The following is a 19,487-nucleotide window of genomic DNA, read 5'->3' on the forward strand; positions in this document are numbered from 1 at the left end:
TTTCGCGCCCGCAGCATTTTCATCGCGCGCGTCACCCGCTCCGCAGCAGCCCCACCGCCGCGTCGCGCTCGAACAGGTAAAGGCAGGTCCGCGCCGCCTGCCCCCGCTCCTGCGCCAGCCCGCCGTCCCGCTCCATCAGCAGGTGCGCGTCGTCCCGCGCCGCATCGATCAGGGCGGACAGATGCTCGGGCGTCGCCAGCTTCAATTGCGCCTCCCCCGACTGCCGCGTGCCCAATATCTCCCCCGCGCCCCGCAGCCGCAAATCCTCTTCCGCGATCCGAAAGCCGTCATTCGTCTCCCGCATCAGCGCCAGCCTTGCCCGCGCCGTTTCGGAAAGCGCGCCTCCCCGCAACAGCAGGCAGACCGAAGCCTTGTCCCCGCGCCCCACGCGCCCGCGCAACTGGTGCAACTGGGCCAGGCCAAAACGATCCGCCCCCTCGATGATGATAAGGCTGGCATTGGGCACGTCCACGCCCACCTCGATCACCGTCGTCGCCACCAATATCTGCGTCCGGTTGGCGGCGAAGGCGTCCATCGCCGCGTCCTTGTCCGTCCCCTTCATCCGCCCGTGGACCAGGCCGACCCGCTCGCCAAAGCGCATCTTCAGCGCCTCCGCCCGCGCTTCGGCCGCGGCCTGATCGCTTGTTTCGCTTTCCTCGACCAGCGGGCACACCCAATAGGCTTGCCCTCCACCTTCGACATGGCGGGCAAGCGCCTCCACCACCTCGTCGATCCGCTGCGATGACATCACCAGCGTCTGGATCGGCTGCCGTCCCGGCGGCATCTCGTCCAGCCGCGACACGTCCATTTCGCCATAATAGGTGAGCGTCAGCGTGCGCGGGATAGGCGTCGCGGTCATCACCAGCAAATGCGGCGTCCGCTCCGCCTTGGCCGCCAGCATCATGCGCTGCGCCACGCCGAAGCGATGCTGCTCGTCGATCACCGCCAGCGCCAGATTGCGATAGCGCACCGCCTCCTGGAAAATCGCATGGGTGCCGACCAATATGTCGATGCTGCCGTCCGCCAGGCCCATCAGCGTGGCCTCGCGCACCTTGCCCTTCTCCCGCCCCGTCAGGATGGCGATCTCCACCGGCAGGCCCGCGACCATCCGCCGCAGCCCCTCATAATGCTGTCGCGCCAATATCTCGGTCGGGGCCAGCAAAGCCCCCTGCGCGCCCGCCTCAACGGCGTTGAGCAGCGCCATCAACGCCACCAGCGTCTTGCCCGACCCCACATCCCCTTGAAGCAGCCGCAGCATCGGCACGCCCTGCGCCATATCGCCCTCAATCTCGCCAAAGGCCCGCCGCTGCGCCCCCGTTGGCGCAAAGGGCAGGTTCAGCATCGCCCGCAAGCGCCCATCCCCGGCAATCGGCACGCCCCGCCGCTTGCGCGAGGATTGCCGCACCAGCATCAGCGCCAGTTGCCCGGCGAATATCTCGTCATAGGCCAGCCGCTCCCGCGCCAGAGCATCGGACGGGTCGGCATGGGCGCGGGTCAGCGCCTCGCGCCAGCCGGGCCATCCCTTGCGCGCCAGCAGGCTCGGTTCGATCCATTCGGGCAATTCCGGCGCGCGGGCCAGCGCCTGCCCCGCCAGATCGCGCATCCGGTTGTTGGTCAGCCCTTCGGACAGCCCATAGACCGCCTCCCGCGCCGGCACAGTCTCCGCTTCTTCCGGCGGCAGCACATAGTCGGGATGCACGATCTGGAGGTTATCGCCATAACTCTCCAGCTTCCCCGATACGAAGCGCGGCTCGTTCAGCGGCAGCAGCTTGCGCGGCCATGCGCTGTTCCGCCCGAAATAGACAAGGGCAACCCCGTTGCCGTGCCGGTCCACCGCCTGCACCCGGAAAGGCGCCCGCGCGCTGCCGCTGGCGCGATAATCAACGGGCGTCAGTTCGATCCCGATCACCCGTCCGGCATCGGCCATGTTGAGTTCGTCGGTCAGCCTGCGGTCGATGAAACTGACCGGCAGATGGAAGGCCACGTCGACCGCGCGCGCCAGCGCCAGCCGCTCCAACGGCTTCGCCAGCGCCGGTCCGACGCCTTTCAGGGCCGATATTTCGGCAAAGAGCGGATTGAGAATATCGGGTCGCATGTCTATCTGACGTCGCTCTAGAGCATTTTCGAGCCGGAGGGTATGTCCGGCGACTCGGAAAATGCCTCCAACAAAACACCAGCCGGGACGGTGGCGCAAACATCCGATCGGCGCATTTGGCTTGCCCGTTAAAGGAACACATCATGAACGACAATCCCCGGATGCGCCGCATCCAATTCCGGGCATGGCATCGCGGCACGCGGGAAGCGGACTATACTGTCGGCGGCTTTTTCGACCGCCATCATGCGACGTGGAACGAAGAGGAAATCGACTGGTTCGAACGCTTCATGGAGGAACAGGACGCCGACATCATAGGCTGGGCGCTCGGCACCATTCCTGTGCCCGACGAATGGAAAGGGTCGATGATGGACCGCTTCCTCAAGCTCGATTTCGTGAAGATCGTTTGAAAATGGAAGCCGGTGCGCGATTGAGCCGAAAGACAATATTTCCCCTATGACCGACCTCCCCAAAATCCTTAAGGCCAGGGCGCCCCTCACCCTGTCGGGCGTCCCCGCGGGTTTCCAGCCTTGGCTGCTGGCCGACATGGCCCGCGCTGCCTTCGGTTCGGGCGAGGGCCGCGCTTTGTTCGTCGCTCCCGACGACGCGCTGATGCGCGCCGTCGCCGACTCCGCCGCCTATTTCGCGCCGGAAGTCGAGATCGTAGAAATCCCGGCCTGGGACTGCCTGCCCTATGATCGCGCCAGCCCCTCGCTGCGCAGCGCATCGGCCCGCCTCGCCGGGCTTCATATGCTTCAGGCCGGTCCTCAGCGGCCGCAACTCGTCGTCACCACCCTCAACGCGCTGACCCAACGGACCCTGACGCCCTTCCGCGTCCGCCAGCTTGTCGCGCGGCTCGCGCCCAAGGAACGGATCGCCATCCAGCGGCTGGCCGACATGTTGCAGGCCAATGGCTATGTCCGCACCGACACCGTGCACGACCGGGGCGAGTTCGCCGTTCGCGGCGGCATTGTGGACCTCTTTCCCGGCGGCGAGGACCAACCCCTGCGCCTCGACTTCTTCGGCGATGAGATCGAGACGGTCCGCCGGTTCGACCCCGCCGACCAGCGCACCACCGGCAGCGTCGATGGCTTCACCCTCCTCCCCGCCTCCGAAGCTCTGCTGGACGAGGACACGATCAAGCGTTTCCGCAGCCGCTATCGCGAAACCTTCGGGGCGACCGCAACCGGCGATCCGCTCTATCAGGCGGTGAGCGACGGGCGGCGTCTCGCGGGCATGGAGCATTGGCTGCCCCTGTTCGAGGAACGGCTGGTGCCGCTCACCGATCATCTGAGCGGCGACAACACCGTCATCATCCTCGACCATGGCGCCGCGGGCGCGGCCGAAGCCCGTTTCGAGGCGATCCGCGACTATCACGCCAACCGCATCGCCGCGAAATCGTCCGATCCCGGAGCCTATCGCCCGCTGGAACCGAAAGCGCTCTATCTGGACGCGCAGGAGTGGGAAGCTCTGGCCCGCGACTGGCCGATGCACGCCACCACGCCTTTCCACGAACCGGAAAGCGCCGCCGTCATCGACTTCAACGTCGACGGCCCCCGCGACTTCGCCCCCGAACGCGCCCAGAACGCGAACGTCTACGAAGCTGTAGGAAAACATATCGCCGCCCTCCAGCGCGATAGGAAAAGGGTGATCATCGCCTCCTATTCGCCCGGCGCGCGCGAACGCCTGTCCGGCCTCCTCGCCGACCACGGCGTCAAAAGGCTGGCGGCCGCCGACGACTGGCAGGAAGCCCTCGGCCTCGCCGCCACGGGCGCAATAACGCTTTCCGTTCTATATCTCGATCATGGTTTCACTACGCCCGATGTCGCCGTCCTCACCGAACAGGACATGCTGGGCGACCGCCTCGTCCGCCGCGCCAGACGCAAGAAAAGCGCCGACGCTTTCCTCCAGGAACTGGCGACCCTGTCTCCCGGCGACCTCGTCGTCCACCGCGACCACGGCATCGGCCGCTATGAGGGGCTGACCCAGATCCCGGTCGCCAAGGCCGCGCATGATTGCGTCGCGCTGGAATATGCAGGCGGCGACAAGCTTTACGTCCCGGTCGAAAATCTCGAAGTCCTCTCCCGCTACGGCTCCGAAAGCGAAGGCGTTGCACTCGACCGCCTGGGCGGCGAGGCATGGCAGCGGCGCAAGGCGCGGATGAAGGAACGCATCCGCGAGATTGCGGGCGAACTCCTCAAGACCGCCGCCGAACGCGCCCTGCGCCCCGCCACCGTCGCGGAGCCGGATGCGGCGGGCTATCCCGCCTTCGTCGACCGATTCCCTTATCAGGAAACGGACGATCAGGACCGCGCTATCAGCGACGTAGTCGAGGATCTGGGCACGGGTAAACCGATGGACCGCCTCGTCTGCGGCGATGTCGGCTTCGGCAAGACCGAGGTCGCCCTGCGCGCCGCCTTCGTCGCGGCCATGGCGGGGATGCAAGTCGTGCTCATCTGCCCCACCACCCTGCTCGCTCGCCAGCATCACATGAATTTCGTGGAGCGTTTCCGCGGCTTCCCGGTCAATATCGGCCGCCTCTCCCGCCTCGTCCCCGACAAGGAGGCAAAGGCTGTGAAAGCCGGTTTGGCGGACGGCACCGTCGACATCGTGGTCGGCACCCATGCGCTGCTCGCCAAGGGTCTGGAGTTCAAGCGCCTCGGCCTCGTCATCGTGGATGAGGAACAGCGCTTCGGCGTCACGCACAAGGAACGGCTCAAGAGCCTCAAGACCGACGTGCATGTCCTGACGCTGACCGCCACCCCCATCCCCCGCACGCTCCAGATGGCGATGTCGGGCTTGCGCGAACTGTCCGTCATTCAGACGCCGCCGGTCGACCGCCTCGCCGTCCGCACCTATATCATGCCATGGGATGGCGTGGTCATTCGCGAGGCGCTGCTGCGCGAACATTATCGCGGCGGGCAGAGCTTCTTCGTCGTGCCGCGCATTGCCGACCTTGCCGACATAGAGGAATATCTGCGGACCGAAGTGCCCGAAGTCCGCCCCGTCGTCGCCCACGGCCAGATGGCGGCGAGCGAGGTGGAAGAACGCATGTCGGCCTTCTACGACAAGCGTTACGACGTGCTGCTGTCGACCACCATCGTCGAAAGCGGCCTCGACATCCCCAGCGCCAACACGCTCATCATCCACCGCGCCGACCGCTTCGGCCTCGCCCAGCTTTACCAACTGCGCGGGCGCGTGGGCCGGGCCAAGACGCGGGCCTATGCCTATTTCACCACGCCCGCCAATCGCGTCATTACCGAAACGGCGGAAAAGCGGCTGAAGGTGCTGTCCGACCTCGACACACTGGGCGCAGGGTTCCAGTTGGCCTCCCACGATCTCGATATTCGCGGGGCGGGCAATTTGGTGGGCGACGAGCAGTCGGGGCACATCAGGGAAGTCGGATTCGAACTTTACCAGTCGATGCTGGAGGACGCGATCATGGAGGCAAAGGCCGGCGGCGTCGGCCTCGAACGCCCGCGCGACAGCTACTCGCCCCAGATCAGCGTCGACGCGCCGATCATGATCCCGGACGATTATGTCCCCGATCTCGACCTGCGCATGGGCCTGTATCGCCGTATCAACGAGCTGGAGGACCGGCAGGGGCTGGAGTCCTTTGCCGCCGAACTCATCGACCGTTTCGGCAAGCTGCCCGCGCCGACGCAAAACCTGCTCAAGATCATCGAGATCAAGCAGAACTGCCTCAAGGCCAATATCTCCAAGATCGATGTGGGACCGAAGGGCGCGCTGGTCAGCTTCCATGAGGACCGTTTCCCCAATCCGGCGGGCCTCGTCAGCTATATCCAGCGTCTCGATGGCGTGGCGCGGCTCCGCCCCGACAGCAAGGTCGTGGTCAACCGCGCATGGACCGATCCTGGCGCGCGGCTCAACGGCGCGCTGCAATTGTCCAAGGGGCTGGCCAAGGCGGCGGGCTGACCCCTTGCAGGCGCGGGGCAGGACTTTGTCATTGCCCGGCAAAAGAGCAGCAACAGTCTTTTCCTAAATCCTGCCGTGACGACCGGGCGGCACAGTCCGGCTTCGCAGCAGGAGAATGACATGAGTTTAACGCTTATCGCGCTCGCGGCAGCTGTCGCGACGCATACCGTCCAGATCGACCATCGCGGCGCCCCGGTCGAGGCAACCTATACCGCCCGCGCCGACGTCAAGACGCGCACGGTCGGCGCCCACACGCCCAACCGCGCCGACATGCGCCGCTGCCACTGGAAGGCAACGGTGGTGGTAGATCGCCAATTGAGCCACAGTCCGTCCCTGACGCGCGCCATCCCGACCGACCATGCCTTTTCCGGCAGCGAAGCGGGCGCCTGCACCCCCGGCCGCGACATTGCGGCGCGTCAAGTCGCCAAGCATCAGGACAATATCCGCGCTCATCTCATGACGGTTGCGCAGCAGGACCGTGCGCCGCTATTGGCGGAGCTTGATGCCATTCTTAATCTTGCCTCGAACTGATCGGACGGGCTGGGCGGCGCTCGCCTGCTGCGCGATCGCCGCTACAGGCGCCGCTCCGGCCCATGCCCAATATGCCAGCGGTCTGTCCGCCACGGTTGAGGCCGCCAGCGACGAACGCCGCCGGGGCATAAGCTGGAGCGACGGCGACCCGGTGTTCCGCGGCACCCTGTCCCTGCCCGTCGCCGAGGGCCTCAGCCTGGATGCCGCCGCCGTTTCCCTTTGGGGGAGCGACCGGCACGGTGGAGCGGACGCCGTGGCCGATCTCGGCGCGACCTATGTGCGGCAGATCGGCGGCTGGCGTCTGTCCGCCGAAGGGCGCTATCACCTGTTCCCCGGCGCATCGCATCAGGGCTATGGCGAACTGGGCGCGGGAGCGGGTTTCCTGATCGGACCGGCCAGCATCGATCTCGCGGCAAATTATGCGCCGAAGCAATCGTCCATCGGCGGCGACAACCTGTACCTTGCGGCATCCGCGGCGGTCGGCGTTCCGGGCACGCCCCTCACCCTGTCCGCCCGCGTGGGACGCTCATCGGGCGATGTGGACGATCCCGTCCGAACCGCGCGGCTGCGGCCGGACGGCGCCTATTGGGATCATGGCGTCAGCATCGACTATCTGCAAGGCCGCTGGTTCGCAGGGCTTCGCTATGCGAACAGTGACATCGACGGGCCGGGCAGCGCGCATGCGGGCGCGAGCCTGATCGCCCGCTTCGGCCTAAGTCTTTAGGACCAGCGCCACCAGCTCATCGGACGACACACCCGCCGACCGCAGGAAACCCTGATAATAATCGCAGCCTTCATGGGCCAGCAGGTCCAGTTGCTGCTCGGTCTCCACCCCCTCCGCGATTACCTTCAGCCCAAGCGATTTCGCCATGTGGATGACCCCGCGCACGATGATCCGGTCCCGTGCCGTGCCCGAAATATCCTGCGCCAGCCCGCTGTCGATCTTCAGATAATCGAGCGGCAGGTTCTTGAGATAGGCAAGGCTGGAATAGCCGGTACCGAAATCGTCGATCGCCACCGCCAACCCCTCGCCTCGCAATGCCGTCAGCAATGCGGCGGCGGCGCTCACATCCTCTATCAGGCCGCTTTCCGTGATTTCCACGGTCAGGCGCGATCGCGGGAAGCCGGCCCGGTCGACAAGCGCCAGGAACTCCGACAGGAAGCCGGGCTGGGCGATATCGGCGGCCGTGACGTTGAGCGACAGTCGCAGGTCCGACAGGGCGCGCGGCCATGCGGCGGCTTGGCGCAGGGCTTCCGCCTGGATATGAGCGGACAACGGCAGCATATAGTCGGACCGTTCCGCCGTGGTGAACAATATCCCTGCGCCCAGCGGCCCATATTGCGAATGATTCCAGCGGGCGAGCGCCTCCACGCCGATGATCCGTTCCTGCCCGACGGAATATTGCGGCTGGAACGCGATGCCGATCTCCCCCCGATCGAGCGCCAGGCGCAAATCCGTTTCAAGCTGATCGGAATCGACCTGACGGCTGCGCTTTTCCGCGGAAAGGATCCGAATTCCCTCCCCGTCCGTGCGTCTGGCGTCGGCCAAGGCCGTTCCCGCCCGCTTCAACAAGTATGTCGCGTCGTCCTCCGGACGGGACTGGGCGATGCCGCAGCGCGCCGTCAGGCGAATGAGGTGATCGCCCGCGCTGAAGGGCCGGCCGATCGCCCCGATGATCTGGCGCGCAAGGAACGTCGCCCGATCACGCTCGGCCGCTTCGCCCGTCAAGCCGACCAGAAATTCGGTGCCCGCTATCCGTGCCACGGTAGCGCCCTCCGCCACATCGCCCGCCACGCGCTCGATCCGGCGCGCTATGCGGCCCAGCAGGGCGTCCCCGACCACTTGTCCATAAGCGGCATTCATCCGGTCGAACTGGCTGATCGAAAGGAGCAGGATCGTCGTCGCCAGCCCCGCTCGCCCATCCAGCCAGTCAAGCGCGGCCTGCCGCGAATACAAACCGGTCAGATAGTCGCGGCCGACCCCTTCCTGCTCGTTCCCGCCATGCAGCCATTCGACATCCGCCGCGGGGACGCCATCCGCATAACGCAGATGGTGGACCAGCCTGTCGCCGTCGCGCCCCGGCACATCATGCGCGAACGCAGCGGACCGGCCGGACCGTCCCAGGCTCTGCAACGCGGCCAGCGCGGCGCGGCGCTCCGGTCGCGACAGACGGCGCAGCAAACCGGATGCTGTCATATACCGGTCCGGCAAATCCAGTTGACGCGCAAGATTTTCGCTGAGCCGCACTTCGCCGCGATTGCGGTCCATCTCCCAATAGAGGGCGTCTCCCCGCCTGATCCGCTGGGCGCGGCGGCTGTGCATCGCGCCGCCGCCCAGCCGCTCCACCAGCCGCTCCGCCGACCACAATGTCGCGTTCAACGCGGCCTGAGTGAAAGGCTCCGTCAGGAAATGCGTGGCTCCCGCCGTCAGCAGGGCGGGAATCGAGGCGGTATCGATCGCATCCACCAGAATGATCAGCGCACCGCCGCCCGCCACGGTGGCGGGCACCAGCGGCGCAAGCAGTCGTTCGGCTTCGCCCCCGTCCCGCATGTCTATCAGCGCGATCTGCGCCTCGCTCCGCAAATAACGCTGGGGCGCGTCGGATGCGCGGCGCGCGCCGATGGCATGCCATCCGGCCGCCTGCACGGCATGGCACAGCCCATCCCGGTCTCGCGGGGAGAGGATGAAAACACTGCGCTGCCCATCGGGCGCGGCCGTTCCGCTCACACATTCGACTCCTTGGGCGACTCCTCGAGAAGCGCACCGCCTCCCCTTAGCAGCAATCGGTTACCGTCCTCTTGCCCGCCCCGCAACCGGCGGCGCTTGCACCTGCGCGGTGCATCGCCTAGCTATAAGCCATGGCCATGGTCGCCCCTTCCCGCGCGTCGATGACCGACGGCCTTGGCCGCCGGATCGATTATCTGCGGATATCCGTTACGGATCGCTGTGATCTGCGCTGCCGCTATTGCATGGCGGAGCGCATGACCTTCCTGCCGAAGAACCAGGTGCTGACGCTGGAAGAAATCGCCCTGCTGTCGGACCTGTTCATTGCGCGCGGCGTCAGGAAGATCAGGCTGACGGGGGGCGAACCGCTGATGCGGCGCGACATGCCCGATCTGGTCCGCCGGATCGGACGCCATCTGGGCGGGAGCCTGGACGAGCTTACCTTGACCACCAACGGCACCCGGCTGGCCGAACATGCCGCCAGATTGCACGATGCCGGGGTGCGGCGGATCAACGTCAGCCTGGACAGCCTTTCGCCCGCGCGTTTCGCGCACATCACGCGAGGCGGCGAGATTTCCAGGGTCATGCAGGGCCTGGATGCGGCGCGAGAAGCGGGCCTTGCCGTCAAGATCAACATGGTTGCGCTCAAAGGCGTGAACGAAGATGAAATCCTGCCCATGCTCCATTGGTGCGATAGCCGGGGCTTCGACCTTACGCTTATCGAAACCATGCCGCTGGGCGATACCGGCGAAGATCGCACCGACCATTATCTACCGCTGACGCATGTGATGGAACATATCCGGCAGCGCCGCCGCCTGACGGCCCTGCCGGAACGGACCGGCGGCCCCGCGCGCTATTACGCGGTCGAAGGCATGGGCGCGCGCCTGGGATTTATCACGCCGCTCACCGATAATTTCTGCGCGGACTGCAATCGGATGCGCATGACCTGCGAGGGCAAGATTTTCATGTGCCTGGGTCATGAGGATCATGTCGATTTCCGTGCGGCTCTGCGCGAAGGCGGGCTGGAAGCCGTCCAGCCCCTGATCGGTCGCGCTCTGCGCCTGAAGCCCGCGCGGCATGATTTCCGCATCGGGGCGGCCGCCCCGGCCGCCGCCCTGTCCCGCCATATGAGCGTCACCGGCGGATGAACGGCGAAGCGCGGCGCGCTCTTGTCGCGTCTCCGACCCCGGCGGCCAGGGCGGCCGAAGAAAGGCTTCGGGCCGCTTACGACTTCGTGCCGTTGGAGCAGGCGAACATGATCGTTGCGCTGGGCGGCGACGGCTTCATGTTGCAGACGCTCCATTCCATGCTCGAAAGCCGCCGCATTCTGCCGATCTTCGGCATGAACCTGGGAACCGTGGGCTTCCTGATGAACGAATGGCGGCTGGAAAGGCTGGATCAGCGGATGCAGTCGGCCAAGCCGTTCAAGGTCACGCCGCTGCGCATGACCGTGGACACGGTGGATGGCGAACGCTTTTCCATTCCTGCTATCAACGAAGTATCGCTACTCCGCGAAACCCGCCAGACCGCCAGGTTGGAAGTTCAGGTCAACGGCCGCACAGTCCTGCCGGATCTGGTGTGCGACGGCGTGCTGGTTGCGACACCCGCGGGATCGACGGCATATAATCTGTCGGCCCATGGCCCGATCCTTCCCCTCGGCTCCGGCCTTGTCGCCCTGACGCCGATCAGCCCATTTCGTCCCCGGCGCTGGCGGGGAGCCATATTGCCGGAAAACACGACGATCCTCTTCACCGTGCTCGATCCCGTCAAACGTCCCGTCAGCGCCGTGGCCGACCAGCGCGAGGTCCGCGACGTGGCGCGGGTGGAGGTCGGCATCGATCGCGCGATCCCCCTGACACTGCTTTTCGACCCGGAACATACGCTGGACGACCGAATCGCCGCCGAGCAGTTCATAGCGTAAAATTTTCCACGGATTAGCGCTTGCCATTCCGTGAATCCCGCTGCTATAGGCGCGGCCTGCCCGGTGAGAACCAGGCTGCTCCCCGATAGCTCAGCGGTAGAGCATTCGACTGTTAATCGAATGGCCGTAGGTTCGAATCCTACTCGGGGAGCCAACTCTTTGTTTCTGGCAGTGTCAGCCAGCGCCGAAACCCTTGCAAATCTGCGCCTTTTCCCTCTAGCATAGTCTCATGCGGAATCATCGGGGATCATCCGAGCGCCCCCATTTCGGGGGCACTACCGGGGGCATCGGGGGCACGACATGCTGACAGATGTCCGATGCCGAACGGCGAAGCCGAAGGAGAAGCCTTACAAGCTCTCCGACGCGCACGGCCTTTATCTCTACGTCATGCCATCTGGCACCCGCTCTTGGCGATTGAAATATCGCTTCGGCGGCAAGGAACATCGGCTGACGTTCGGCACCTACCCCGACATGACCTTGGTCGAAGCGCGCGAGGCGCGCGAGGCAGCGCGCAAACTCCTGCGGGAAGGCACCAATCCCAAGGTAGACAAGAAGCAGCGACAGGCCGTTGCGGCCATCGAGAACGGCAACACGTTCGAAGCGATAGCGCGCCAATGGCATGCCCAACAGGAGAAAATCCGGGCGCAGCGCTATGCGGGACAGATTCTCGATCGACTGGAAGCAGACGCTTTCCCGGCGATCGGGGCGCTGCCCATCAAAGCGATTACGCCCGCTTTGCTATTAGCGCTTATCCGCGCGATCGAAGGGCGCGGGGCGATCGAAATGGCGCATCGCGTCCGTCAGCACATATCGTCAGTCTTCGTCTTCGCGATCGGAGCGGGATGGGCCGAAGCGAATCCTGCCGCCACGATCCAGCCCGTGCTGGAGCCGCGGCGCAAGACTTTGCGTCCGGCGATGCTGAAGATCGAACAGGCCAGGAAGGTTTTGCGAGACGTCGAATCACAGGAAGACGCCTATGTCGTCACGAAGCTGGCATCGCGCATGCTGGCGCTGACGGTGGTGCGCCCGGGCGTGTTACGTTTGGCCGAACCGAAGGAATTCGAGGATCTGGACGGCAAGAGCCCGATCTGGCGCATTCCAGCCGCGAAAATGAAACTGACACGCGAGCGCAAGCAGGATGCGAGCTACGAATTTGTCGTTCCGCTCAGCGCGCAAGCCGTGGAAACGGCGAAGGCCGCGATGGAACTGGCGGGCGCGAAGCCCCTCCTTTTTCCCAGCGTCCGTTATGTCGACCGGCCAATCACGGACAGCACTTTGAGCAAGCTCTATCGGACGGCGGGCTATGCAGGCAAGCACGTCCCGCATGGCTGGCGCGCGACCTTCTCGACCGTGATGAACGAACTGGCGGGACGCGAAAATCGCGTCGGCGATCGGGAGGTCATCGACCTGATGCTGGCGCACATACAGGAAGGGGTCGAGGCCGCTTACAACCGCGCCGCCTATATGCCCCGCCGCCGCGAACTCGCGCAGGAATGGGCGGATATGCTCATGACGGCAATGCCACCTGCCAGCGCGCTGCTGAAGGGCTGACATTTGCCCTCGGGCGGGAGGCGCGGGCATGACCGCGTATTCCTTTGGGCAGGTCGCCGACCGTTTCGTCGCCAACCGCAAGCCCGGCCGACGCACCGAGCAGCCCATTCGCCGCAACAGCTATGACGTCGACGACCGCCGCGCGCAGGTCTTCCGCCCGATCGGCGACGGGACGTTGAAGGGCGCCATGCGATGGCGCGACAAATACCTGCAGGTCGCCAAGGAATATGACCGGCAGATGAAGGAGAAGGGCAAGCGCCATCCCATCGGCGCCAACGCGCTGCGCGTCCTCGAAGCTCTGCTCTGGCACAAAGGCATCGACTTCAAGACCGGCCGTCTCGATCCGGCGATCGCCACCATCCAGGACGTCACCGGCTTCGCGCGCAAGACCGTCATCGACGCGCTGGCTCGACTGAAGGACCATGGTTTCCTGAGCTGGATCAGGCGCACGGAGAAGACCGGAAACGAAAAGGGCTTCGGCCCCCAGGTCAAACAGGCGACCAACGCCTACTATTTCGACCCGTCGCGCCTGGCGAAGCGGGCCCTGATGCGCCTGCAGCAGCTTCTCAGGCGAAAGGGGGACTCCCCCTCTCCCTCCCCGGCCCAGGGCGACAAGTCCTCTCTGACCCCATCCCCTCCCCAAAATAACCCTGAATTAGAAGGAGTTCTTTCGCGTATCGACAGCGCCTTGGAAACAAGGGATGCGAGTTCAGAGAGCGGTCGGAATCACGCATCCAGAATTTAAGAGGGAAAAGGACTGCCTTCGGCAGACTTAATTAGCGGGATATTTCACACACCTAGCGCCCACCTGGCACCGTCACCCTTGCGACGCACCGCAGGGGACGGGGAGGCTTTGCCTCCCCGCTTGCTCTCCAGGGGAGCAAGAGGTTGGGATCGCCCTCCCCAGCCCCTGTATCATGCAACGGCACGGTCGGGCGCGAAATTCGTGACGATCAGCTCGCCGACCTTCTTCGTCCGGCCTGTCGCCTTCGCCGCGATGGAGTAGCTCGTCTCAATCTCCGTCATGTGCAGACCGACAAAGCAGGCGCGCACCTCCGGCGTGTCGTTGATCGAGAGAATGAATTTCCCCGCGGCCCCCTTCATTTGGGCCGCGATCGCGGCGAAATCCTCCTTGGCAAAGAGCCCCGCGCCATAATCCCGCTCACAATCCCAATAAGGGGGGTCGAGGTAGAACAACATGCCCGGCCGGTCGTAGCGCCGGATGAACTCGCCATAGGGCAACCGTTCGATGACGGTCGGCGCGAGGCGGTCGCGGATCTTCGCCAGGGTTGACCGGAGGATAGCCAGATTGAACCGCGCCGGCGCATGACGATCTACGCCGAAAGTCTGGCCCTTCACCTTGCCGCCGAACGCGAGCCGCTGGAGATAGAGGAAGCGCGCGGCGCGCTCGATATCGGTCAGCGTCGACGGATCGACCATCTTGAGCCGGTCGAACTCATCGCGGCTGGCGAGCAGCCACTCCAGCTCGTCGACCAACGCTTGATAATGGCGGCGCACTACGCGGAACAATGTGGTGATGTCACCGGAAATATCGTTGATGAACTCGGCGCGCGGCCGGCGCGCGCGGCGGAAGAATATCCCGCCCATGCCGACAAACGGCTCGGCATAGCCGTCATGCTCGACGGCTTCGATGAGTGTGCAGATCCGGCGGGCCAGATTGCGCTTGCCGCCCAGATAACCGGCGGCGGGAGAAACGGGGGAAACGGCGGAAAGAACGGATTGATCGAAAGACATGCGGAAAAACAGGCTCCATGGCGCCCGCCTGGCGGCGGGCGCCGCATAAAGGGAAAAATGGGAGGAAGGATCAGGCGTCCGTCAGGACGAAGCCGCGCGCTCGGGGAGGCTCGCCACGATGGGCAGCCGTGAGAGTGCGCCACGCGATCGCCGCAGCCATGCTGCAAACCCCGTTACCGGCTGCGCGGGTTCGCTCCACCCGATCGGCCAGCCCATCAGATGTTCGTAAAATCGCGGGTTGGAGACGAGCATCGCGATCGAGGATTGCCGCCCATGCGGGAAGGTCACCCGGACCGGGAGCGAAGAGGGGCGCCGCGTCGCCGTCGGCCGAAGCCCCAGCGCATGAATTGCGATCCAGAACTGCGTCCAGATCCGCGCCGCATTGTTCACCGCGAACTGGCCGCAACTCCCCTTCGCGATGTCCAGGGGCGATATCGTCCGCATCGGCTCCTGGCCGATCATCAGATCCGGGAAATAGCCCGCATCCGTTGCGGTCGGCGTGGGCCAGGATGAAGATCCTTCGCCGGCGATGGCTTGCGCCTGCTTCTCGCGCCGTGAACAGTCCTGCCTTTGGCGTGTAGCCCATGCCGCGAAGGCAGTCGGCGACGTCGGCAAGTCCCAGATCGATATGCCCTTCGACATTTTCGCAGAACACCCATTCGGGATCGGTCTCTCCGATGACGCGGGCGACGTCGGGCCACAGGTGGCGCGGATCGTCGCTCCCCCGGCGTTTTCCGGCGCGGCTGAAGGGCTGGCAGGGATAACCGGCAGAGACGATATGAACGCGGCCGCGCCATGGCCGGCCGTCGAAGGATTTAAGATCGTCCCAAATAGGGGCCTGGCCCAGGGACGCGTCTTCCATCCGGGCCACGAGGGTTGCCGCAGCATGGGCTTCCCGCTCGACATAAGCCACAGTCCGATATCCGGGCTCGGCGATATGCAATCCGAGATCGAGTCCGCCGTAGCCGGCGCAGAGCGAGATGCCTCGCAGGTCGCGTTCATGAACGCGGGGGGAATGTAGATCCACAATGGTTGCCTCCTTCTGCCGCTCGGCTGGCGGTCGAATGGGGGCTCGCGGGCCTCAGACAGTTGAAGGTGCCGCAACGGCGGCACTTGATCTCGATGACGCCGGCGATGGCGTCGGGATCGCATTTGAACAGCAGAGCGCGGCAATGCGCGCATTTCATTGAAACGGTAACGAAATGAGTTGACGGAACCATGAAAAATCGCTCCTAGACCCCCGCCCGTATGCGCGGGTGCGGGGCGGCCGGTCGGCCAGCCGTGTCGTGGCGAGGAGGATTCTCGTCGGTTCGCCGGGTGGCAGCCCGGAGACCCCCGCTCCCGGCGCTTTGGGCGTCAGGTTCGGCGGAAACTCATGATTTTATGTGGGACGACACATGTAATTATGTGCTCAGCATCTCTCCCCAGCGCTGGAACAGGACGCGCCGCTGATCGAGCAGCTTGGCGCGGTTATAGGCATATTCGCTTTCGCTCTCGCCCTTGGGCGTGTGCGCCAGCGCCATGTCGATCGCGGCCCGCTCCTGGCGGAACTGCTCGTTCATGATGGTGGAGAAGGTCGCGCGCCAGCCATGCGGCACATGCCGCCCCGCATAGCCCGCGCGGGCATAGAGCGCGCCGATCGCCGCCGGCCGGATCGGGAAGACGCGAGAACGGGTATCATACCCGTTCGTCCGCACGTCCTTCAGCACCGCGACCGCCGCGGCGGACAGCGGCACGATATGATCATTCTCCGGGTTCTCCTTGCGCGCTTTCTTCAGCTTCATATGCGCGGCCGGGATGCGCCACAGCGGCGCGTCGCCGTCGAGATCCTCGATCTCGTCCCAACCCATGGCGATCAGCGCGCCCATGCGGACGGCGGTAAGGGCGAGGAAGCGCGAAGCGAGCCGCACGATCGGCAGACCCCCCGCCCGTTCGCAGGCCGCGAGCAGCGCGCGCGCACCGTCGATATCGGTCAGCGCCGGCTGCCGCCTGGACGGCGCGGGCGGGCGCAGGGCCTCGCCCACGTCGGCGGCGGGGTTCTGAGTGGCAATGCCCTCCGCGATCGCGAAGGAAAAGACCGCCGAGATCCGCTGCCGGATTCTCCGCGCGGTTTCGATCGAGCCGCGCCGCTCCACCTCGCGCAGCACCTGAAGCACAGCCGGTGCGCTGATCGCGCCGACCGGCAGCGCCCCCAGCTCGGGGAAGACGTCCCGCGCGAGGCTGTCGATGACGTCGGCCGCGTGGCGCTCCGTCCAGTTCTCCCGCTTCAGCCCATGCCATTCCCGCGCGACAGCCTCGAACGTCCGGATCTGGCGCGCCGCGCGCGAGCTGCCCGAAGGATCGACGCCCTGCGCGACAAGCGCCCTCGCCTCCTCCGCCCGGTCGCGCGCGTCGACCAGTTGCACGTCGGGCCACTGGCCCAGGCACAGCAGCTTCTCGCGGCCCTCGATCCGGTATTTGAGCCGCCAGCTCCGCAAGCCGCCCGGCGTCACGAACAGGAACAGCCCGCGTTCGTCGAACAGCTTATAGGCGCGCGATCGCGGCCGCGCGGTTTTCACCGCGGCGTTGGAGAGCATGACAGATCTCGCTATGACAATGGGATGGGAAGGTCGCTTGCTGCTAGCGAAAGCGGCCCTGACTGAAGACAAACGGGTTTGTTGCTAAGAGGCAGCCGTCAAATGACCATTGGCGCGACGGACAATCCCTCCGTCACGCGATTCAAAAAAATAGCGGATTTCCGTGTTTTTCGCGGCATCGAGAAAGGGGTCGATACCCCACACGATACCCCGTCATTTGGCCGACAATACCTTGGGGCGACCCGAAGGCAGCAGGCCGAACTTAGGCCTTGGTGCTGATTTCTATGTTCTTGCGCAGCTGGCGACGGATCGCACACCGCAATGCTGGCAGCATTCTTACCAGCACTTGCAGTTCACGCATTGCCCCGTCCTGATAGCCCCGTTGATATGAGTCTACGGTTTCCGGCCGACCAAGCACACCCGGAGCCGGAAATAGCATTTCAATTCGATCTTCGTCGCCAAGCCTGAGAATGGCGTGATGGTGCGCCATCCTTTCCGCGATGGCGCTCGCCAACTCATTGTAAGGCATAGTAGCAGTTCCCCCCACGCCCAGCGATTTCGCTGCGGCTGGAGTCGCATAGCTAACTTAATTAATAGGAAAACAAAAAATTAATCATATGTAATGAGTTCACGGCAAATTCATTAAGATGACCTCCGCAGCCGATGGGCGCACCAGCGCAAAAACGGGTGTCGATAGTGAAATGCCAGAGCCAGTCCCACTAGATTTCCGGCAATGAACCAGGCGGCAGGCGTCATCATATCTCCTTGGCGCGACCTCAATTATCGCTGCATAAAGCCTCGCTGACCCAACGGTTCCAATTTTCCATCAAGGGAACCGTTTGCCGGCTCGCGCATTTTGAGGCGGCGCCGCATATCGGCCTGGGAGAAACAAATTGCCTCCGCTTGAACGCGCTGCCCGCGCCTTCGCCAAAGCCTATCTTATTGAAAGCCAATCCTGGCACGAAGGCGATCCCTATCTCGCGGATTGGGTGAACACACATTGGTCGGACTTCCTGCCCCATGTGCGCACTGTCCTCGCCGCAATTCGCGAACTGGACCCCATACTGATTGCCAGGCTGAAGGACGAAGGAACTTGCGGCGCGGCCATCAAAGGGATTGAAGCAACCCATGCCGCGACGATCGACGCTATGCTGGAAGAGGTAGCCTGATCTAACGCGCGGAGCACAGCGCGTCCCACTTGGCATTGTGTGCATCGATTTCATTCACTGTCGGGTCGCTGTCCGCCTTGTTCCCCAGATCATCCGCGACGCCTGCGGGGAGCTGTGCATAGCTGATCGCCCGGAAGGACGTGCAGGACGTATCAACGACAATTTTCCGGGGTTCGGGAGTGGCGCAGGCAGCCGTCACGGCGAGCAACGGGATCAGTGCGCACGGCTTCAGCGGCATTGTGGGCCTCCATGGTTCGATTGAGGGTTTCGTCGGCCGCTTCTTCCCGGATCTGGGCCGCCCCGGCTTCGCGCGCCTGCTCCACGGCGCTGTCCTGCGATCGGTCGGAGCAGCGAACGAGAAGGAGGATCAAGGCGAGGATCGAAACTGCGGCGATGACAGGCCAATAGCGCGACGGACTGATGCTCACGCGCATTTTCCGAGCGGCACATTGCCGATCCGGTTGATCGTCCATCCGGGCATGAAAGTTTCATAGGTCGAATTATCGCCCGCCAGGCGAAGATAATGGCCTGCCTGCTGGGCATCCATCAGCTTGACGATCATCCGGCAGGCTTCGGCCCTGCCCCGGACGCGCTGAAGGCTGGCATAGGCCGCCATGGTGGCCGGTCCGGTACGGCCGTCGACCGTGACGTCCGGATAATCCTTGCCGCGCCGGTTGAGGCTGTTGAGCGCGATCTGCAACCATTTCGATGGCTGCACGGGCCCGGCATTGACGCCGCTGTCCACCGCTTCCTCGCCCACGGCCGGCGAAAGCTCGATCAGCCGGTCGAAGCCGGGCTTGCGGATATAATCCTCGAAATAGATCTGCTGAGCCAGTTCCTTGGGAAAATCCCGCATGTCGCCCTGATAGCCATGCTCGCGCGCGACGGCCTGCGTCACGCCATGACGGGTCGGCCCGCCCGGATCGTTCGGATTGTTCACATAGTCGCCTTCGACATGGAATATGGCCGCAATGATCGCCAGCGCCGCGGCGCTGGCCCCGGCGAGCAGCTTCACCTTATTCATAATGTCAGTCCTTCCGGCCGGTCAGCCGCTTGGCTGTGTCTGTTTCCCAGATCCGGATCGCGGTCCAGATGATGGTCATGAGCGCCGCGAGTGCAGGCAGCACATTGGCGAGGGTGCCGATCATCACGCCGATGGACAGCCCATCGGCCGCATGCTTCAGCCCTTCAGTCAGGTTCATTAATCGCTCCGGCTAAGAAAAAGGCGGCT

19 protein-coding genes, 1 tRNA gene and 1 pseudogene are annotated in these 19,487 nt (G+C 64.6%); 10 read left to right on the forward strand and 11 right to left on the reverse strand.

Going from position 1 to position 19,487, the window contains the following annotated elements:
- Positions 1 to 31: 31 nt before the first annotated feature.
- Positions 32 to 2,095 carry an ATP-dependent DNA helicase RecG gene (recG, locus tag IQ35_RS05405; protein WP_145072190.1) on the reverse strand — a complete coding sequence of 688 codons (2,064 nt, stop codon included), beginning with the start codon at positions 2,093 to 2,095 and terminating at the stop codon, positions 32 to 34.
- Positions 2,096 to 2,238: 143 nt separating this feature from the next.
- On the opposite strand from recG, the gene IQ35_RS05410 reads away from it, so the two are divergent.
- The 4 genes from IQ35_RS05410 to IQ35_RS05425 all read left to right on the forward strand — a co-directional run bounded on the left by IQ35_RS05410 (position 2,239) and on the right by IQ35_RS05425 (position 7,283).
- Positions 2,239 to 2,502, forward strand: coding sequence for an FAD assembly factor SdhE (locus IQ35_RS05410; protein WP_021246975.1), 264 nt, complete (start codon positions 2,239 to 2,241; stop codon positions 2,500 to 2,502).
- Between the two features lie 46 nt (positions 2,503 to 2,548).
- Entirely contained in the window at positions 2,549 to 6,028 is a 3,480-nt protein-coding gene (gene mfd, locus IQ35_RS05415) for a transcription-repair coupling factor (protein WP_145072191.1), read from the forward strand.
- Between the two features lie 120 nt (positions 6,029 to 6,148).
- Positions 6,149 to 6,559, forward strand: a complete 411-nt coding sequence (locus tag IQ35_RS05420) for a hypothetical protein (RefSeq protein WP_145072192.1) — start codon at positions 6,149 to 6,151, stop codon at positions 6,557 to 6,559.
- On the forward strand, positions 6,531 to 7,283 hold the full coding sequence (locus IQ35_RS05425; RefSeq protein ID WP_311768308.1) for a TorF family putative porin: 753 nt from the start codon (positions 6,531 to 6,533) through the stop codon (positions 7,281 to 7,283). The genes IQ35_RS05420 and IQ35_RS05425 overlap by 29 nt, the downstream gene beginning before the upstream one ends.
- Here IQ35_RS05425 and IQ35_RS05430 read toward each other — a convergent pair.
- Positions 7,272 to 9,287, reverse strand: coding sequence for a putative bifunctional diguanylate cyclase/phosphodiesterase (locus IQ35_RS05430; protein WP_145072193.1), 2,016 nt, complete (start codon positions 9,285 to 9,287; stop codon positions 7,272 to 7,274). The two genes, IQ35_RS05425 and IQ35_RS05430, sit on opposite strands and share 12 nt — an antisense overlap.
- 131 nt (positions 9,288 to 9,418) lie before the next feature.
- Between IQ35_RS05430 and moaA the strand changes: the two genes are divergently transcribed.
- From moaA to IQ35_RS05455, 5 genes are all read left to right on the forward strand, one after another.
- Entirely contained in the window at positions 9,419 to 10,432 is a 1,014-nt protein-coding gene (gene moaA, locus IQ35_RS05435; protein ID WP_145072194.1) for a GTP 3',8-cyclase MoaA, read from the forward strand.
- Positions 10,429 to 11,205, forward strand: coding sequence for an NAD kinase (locus IQ35_RS05440; RefSeq protein WP_021246981.1), 777 nt, complete (start codon positions 10,429 to 10,431; stop codon positions 11,203 to 11,205). The genes moaA and IQ35_RS05440 overlap by 4 nt, the downstream gene beginning before the upstream one ends.
- A 79-nt stretch (positions 11,206 to 11,284) precedes the next feature.
- Positions 11,285 to 11,359, forward strand: a tRNA-Asn gene (locus IQ35_RS05445).
- A gap of 146 nt (positions 11,360 to 11,505) precedes the next feature.
- Positions 11,506 to 12,756, forward strand: coding sequence for a tyrosine-type recombinase/integrase (locus IQ35_RS05450; protein ID WP_145072195.1), 1,251 nt, complete (start codon positions 11,506 to 11,508; stop codon positions 12,754 to 12,756).
- 28 nt (positions 12,757 to 12,784) lie between these two features.
- A complete protein-coding gene (locus tag IQ35_RS05455) occupies positions 12,785 to 13,501 on the forward strand; it encodes a helix-turn-helix domain-containing protein (protein ID WP_145072196.1) in 717 nt (238 codons plus the stop codon).
- Positions 13,502 to 13,671: 170 nt separating this feature from the next.
- Here IQ35_RS05455 and IQ35_RS05460 read toward each other — a convergent pair whose 3' ends face one another.
- The 6 genes and pseudogenes from IQ35_RS05460 to IQ35_RS05480 form a co-directional block, all read right to left on the reverse strand.
- Positions 13,672 to 14,511, reverse strand: a complete 840-nt coding sequence (locus IQ35_RS05460) for a DNA adenine methylase (RefSeq protein ID WP_145072197.1) — start codon at positions 14,509 to 14,511, stop codon at positions 13,672 to 13,674.
- An 81-nt stretch (positions 14,512 to 14,592) separates the two neighbouring features.
- Positions 14,593 to 14,973: a hypothetical protein gene (locus IQ35_RS21425; RefSeq protein WP_242003286.1), complete on the reverse strand. Its 381-nt coding sequence runs from the start codon at positions 14,971 to 14,973 to the stop codon at positions 14,593 to 14,595.
- Positions 14,974 to 15,064: 91 nt separating this feature from the next.
- Positions 15,065 to 15,538, reverse strand: a pseudogene (locus tag IQ35_RS21865) (DNA cytosine methyltransferase); the annotation flags it as partial.
- Entirely contained in the window at positions 15,510 to 15,731 is a 222-nt protein-coding gene (locus IQ35_RS21870) for a Com family DNA-binding transcriptional regulator (protein ID WP_145072198.1), read from the reverse strand. The gene IQ35_RS21870 and the pseudogene IQ35_RS21865, both read right to left, overlap by 29 nt.
- A gap of 183 nt (positions 15,732 to 15,914) precedes the next feature.
- The gene (locus IQ35_RS05475; protein ID WP_145072199.1) at positions 15,915 to 17,087 is read right to left on the reverse strand and encodes a tyrosine-type recombinase/integrase; all 1,173 of its coding nucleotides are present in this window, start codon (positions 17,085 to 17,087) and stop codon (positions 15,915 to 15,917) included.
- Between the two features lie 262 nt (positions 17,088 to 17,349).
- Complete coding sequence (locus tag IQ35_RS05480) at positions 17,350 to 17,616, reverse strand: hypothetical protein (protein ID WP_145072200.1); 267 nt, start codon at positions 17,614 to 17,616, stop codon at positions 17,350 to 17,352.
- A gap of 364 nt (positions 17,617 to 17,980) precedes the next feature.
- Here IQ35_RS05480 and IQ35_RS05485 point away from each other — a divergent pair, with 364 nt between their 5' ends.
- The gene (locus IQ35_RS05485) at positions 17,981 to 18,256 is read left to right on the forward strand and encodes a hypothetical protein (RefSeq protein ID WP_145072201.1); all 276 of its coding nucleotides are present in this window, start codon (positions 17,981 to 17,983) and stop codon (positions 18,254 to 18,256) included.
- Position 18,257: 1 nt separating this feature from the next.
- On the opposite strand, the gene IQ35_RS05490 is transcribed toward IQ35_RS05485, so the two are convergent.
- The 3 genes from IQ35_RS05490 to IQ35_RS21180 form a co-directional block, all read right to left on the reverse strand.
- The gene (locus IQ35_RS05490) at positions 18,258 to 18,494 is read right to left on the reverse strand and encodes a hypothetical protein (RefSeq protein ID WP_145072202.1); all 237 of its coding nucleotides are present in this window, start codon (positions 18,492 to 18,494) and stop codon (positions 18,258 to 18,260) included.
- A gap of 186 nt (positions 18,495 to 18,680) precedes the next feature.
- On the reverse strand, positions 18,681 to 19,280 hold the full coding sequence (locus IQ35_RS05495; RefSeq protein ID WP_145072203.1) for a glycoside hydrolase family 108 protein: 600 nt from the start codon (positions 19,278 to 19,280) through the stop codon (positions 18,681 to 18,683).
- Positions 19,281 to 19,284: 4 nt separating this feature from the next.
- Positions 19,285 to 19,458, reverse strand: a complete 174-nt coding sequence (locus IQ35_RS21180) for a hypothetical protein (RefSeq protein ID WP_184204894.1) — start codon at positions 19,456 to 19,458, stop codon at positions 19,285 to 19,287.
- Positions 19,459 to 19,487: the final 29 nt, after the last annotated feature.

Source organism: Sphingobium wenxiniae (assembly GCF_007830065.1).
Lineage (GTDB): Bacteria > Pseudomonadota > Alphaproteobacteria > Sphingomonadales > Sphingomonadaceae > Sphingobium > Sphingobium wenxiniae.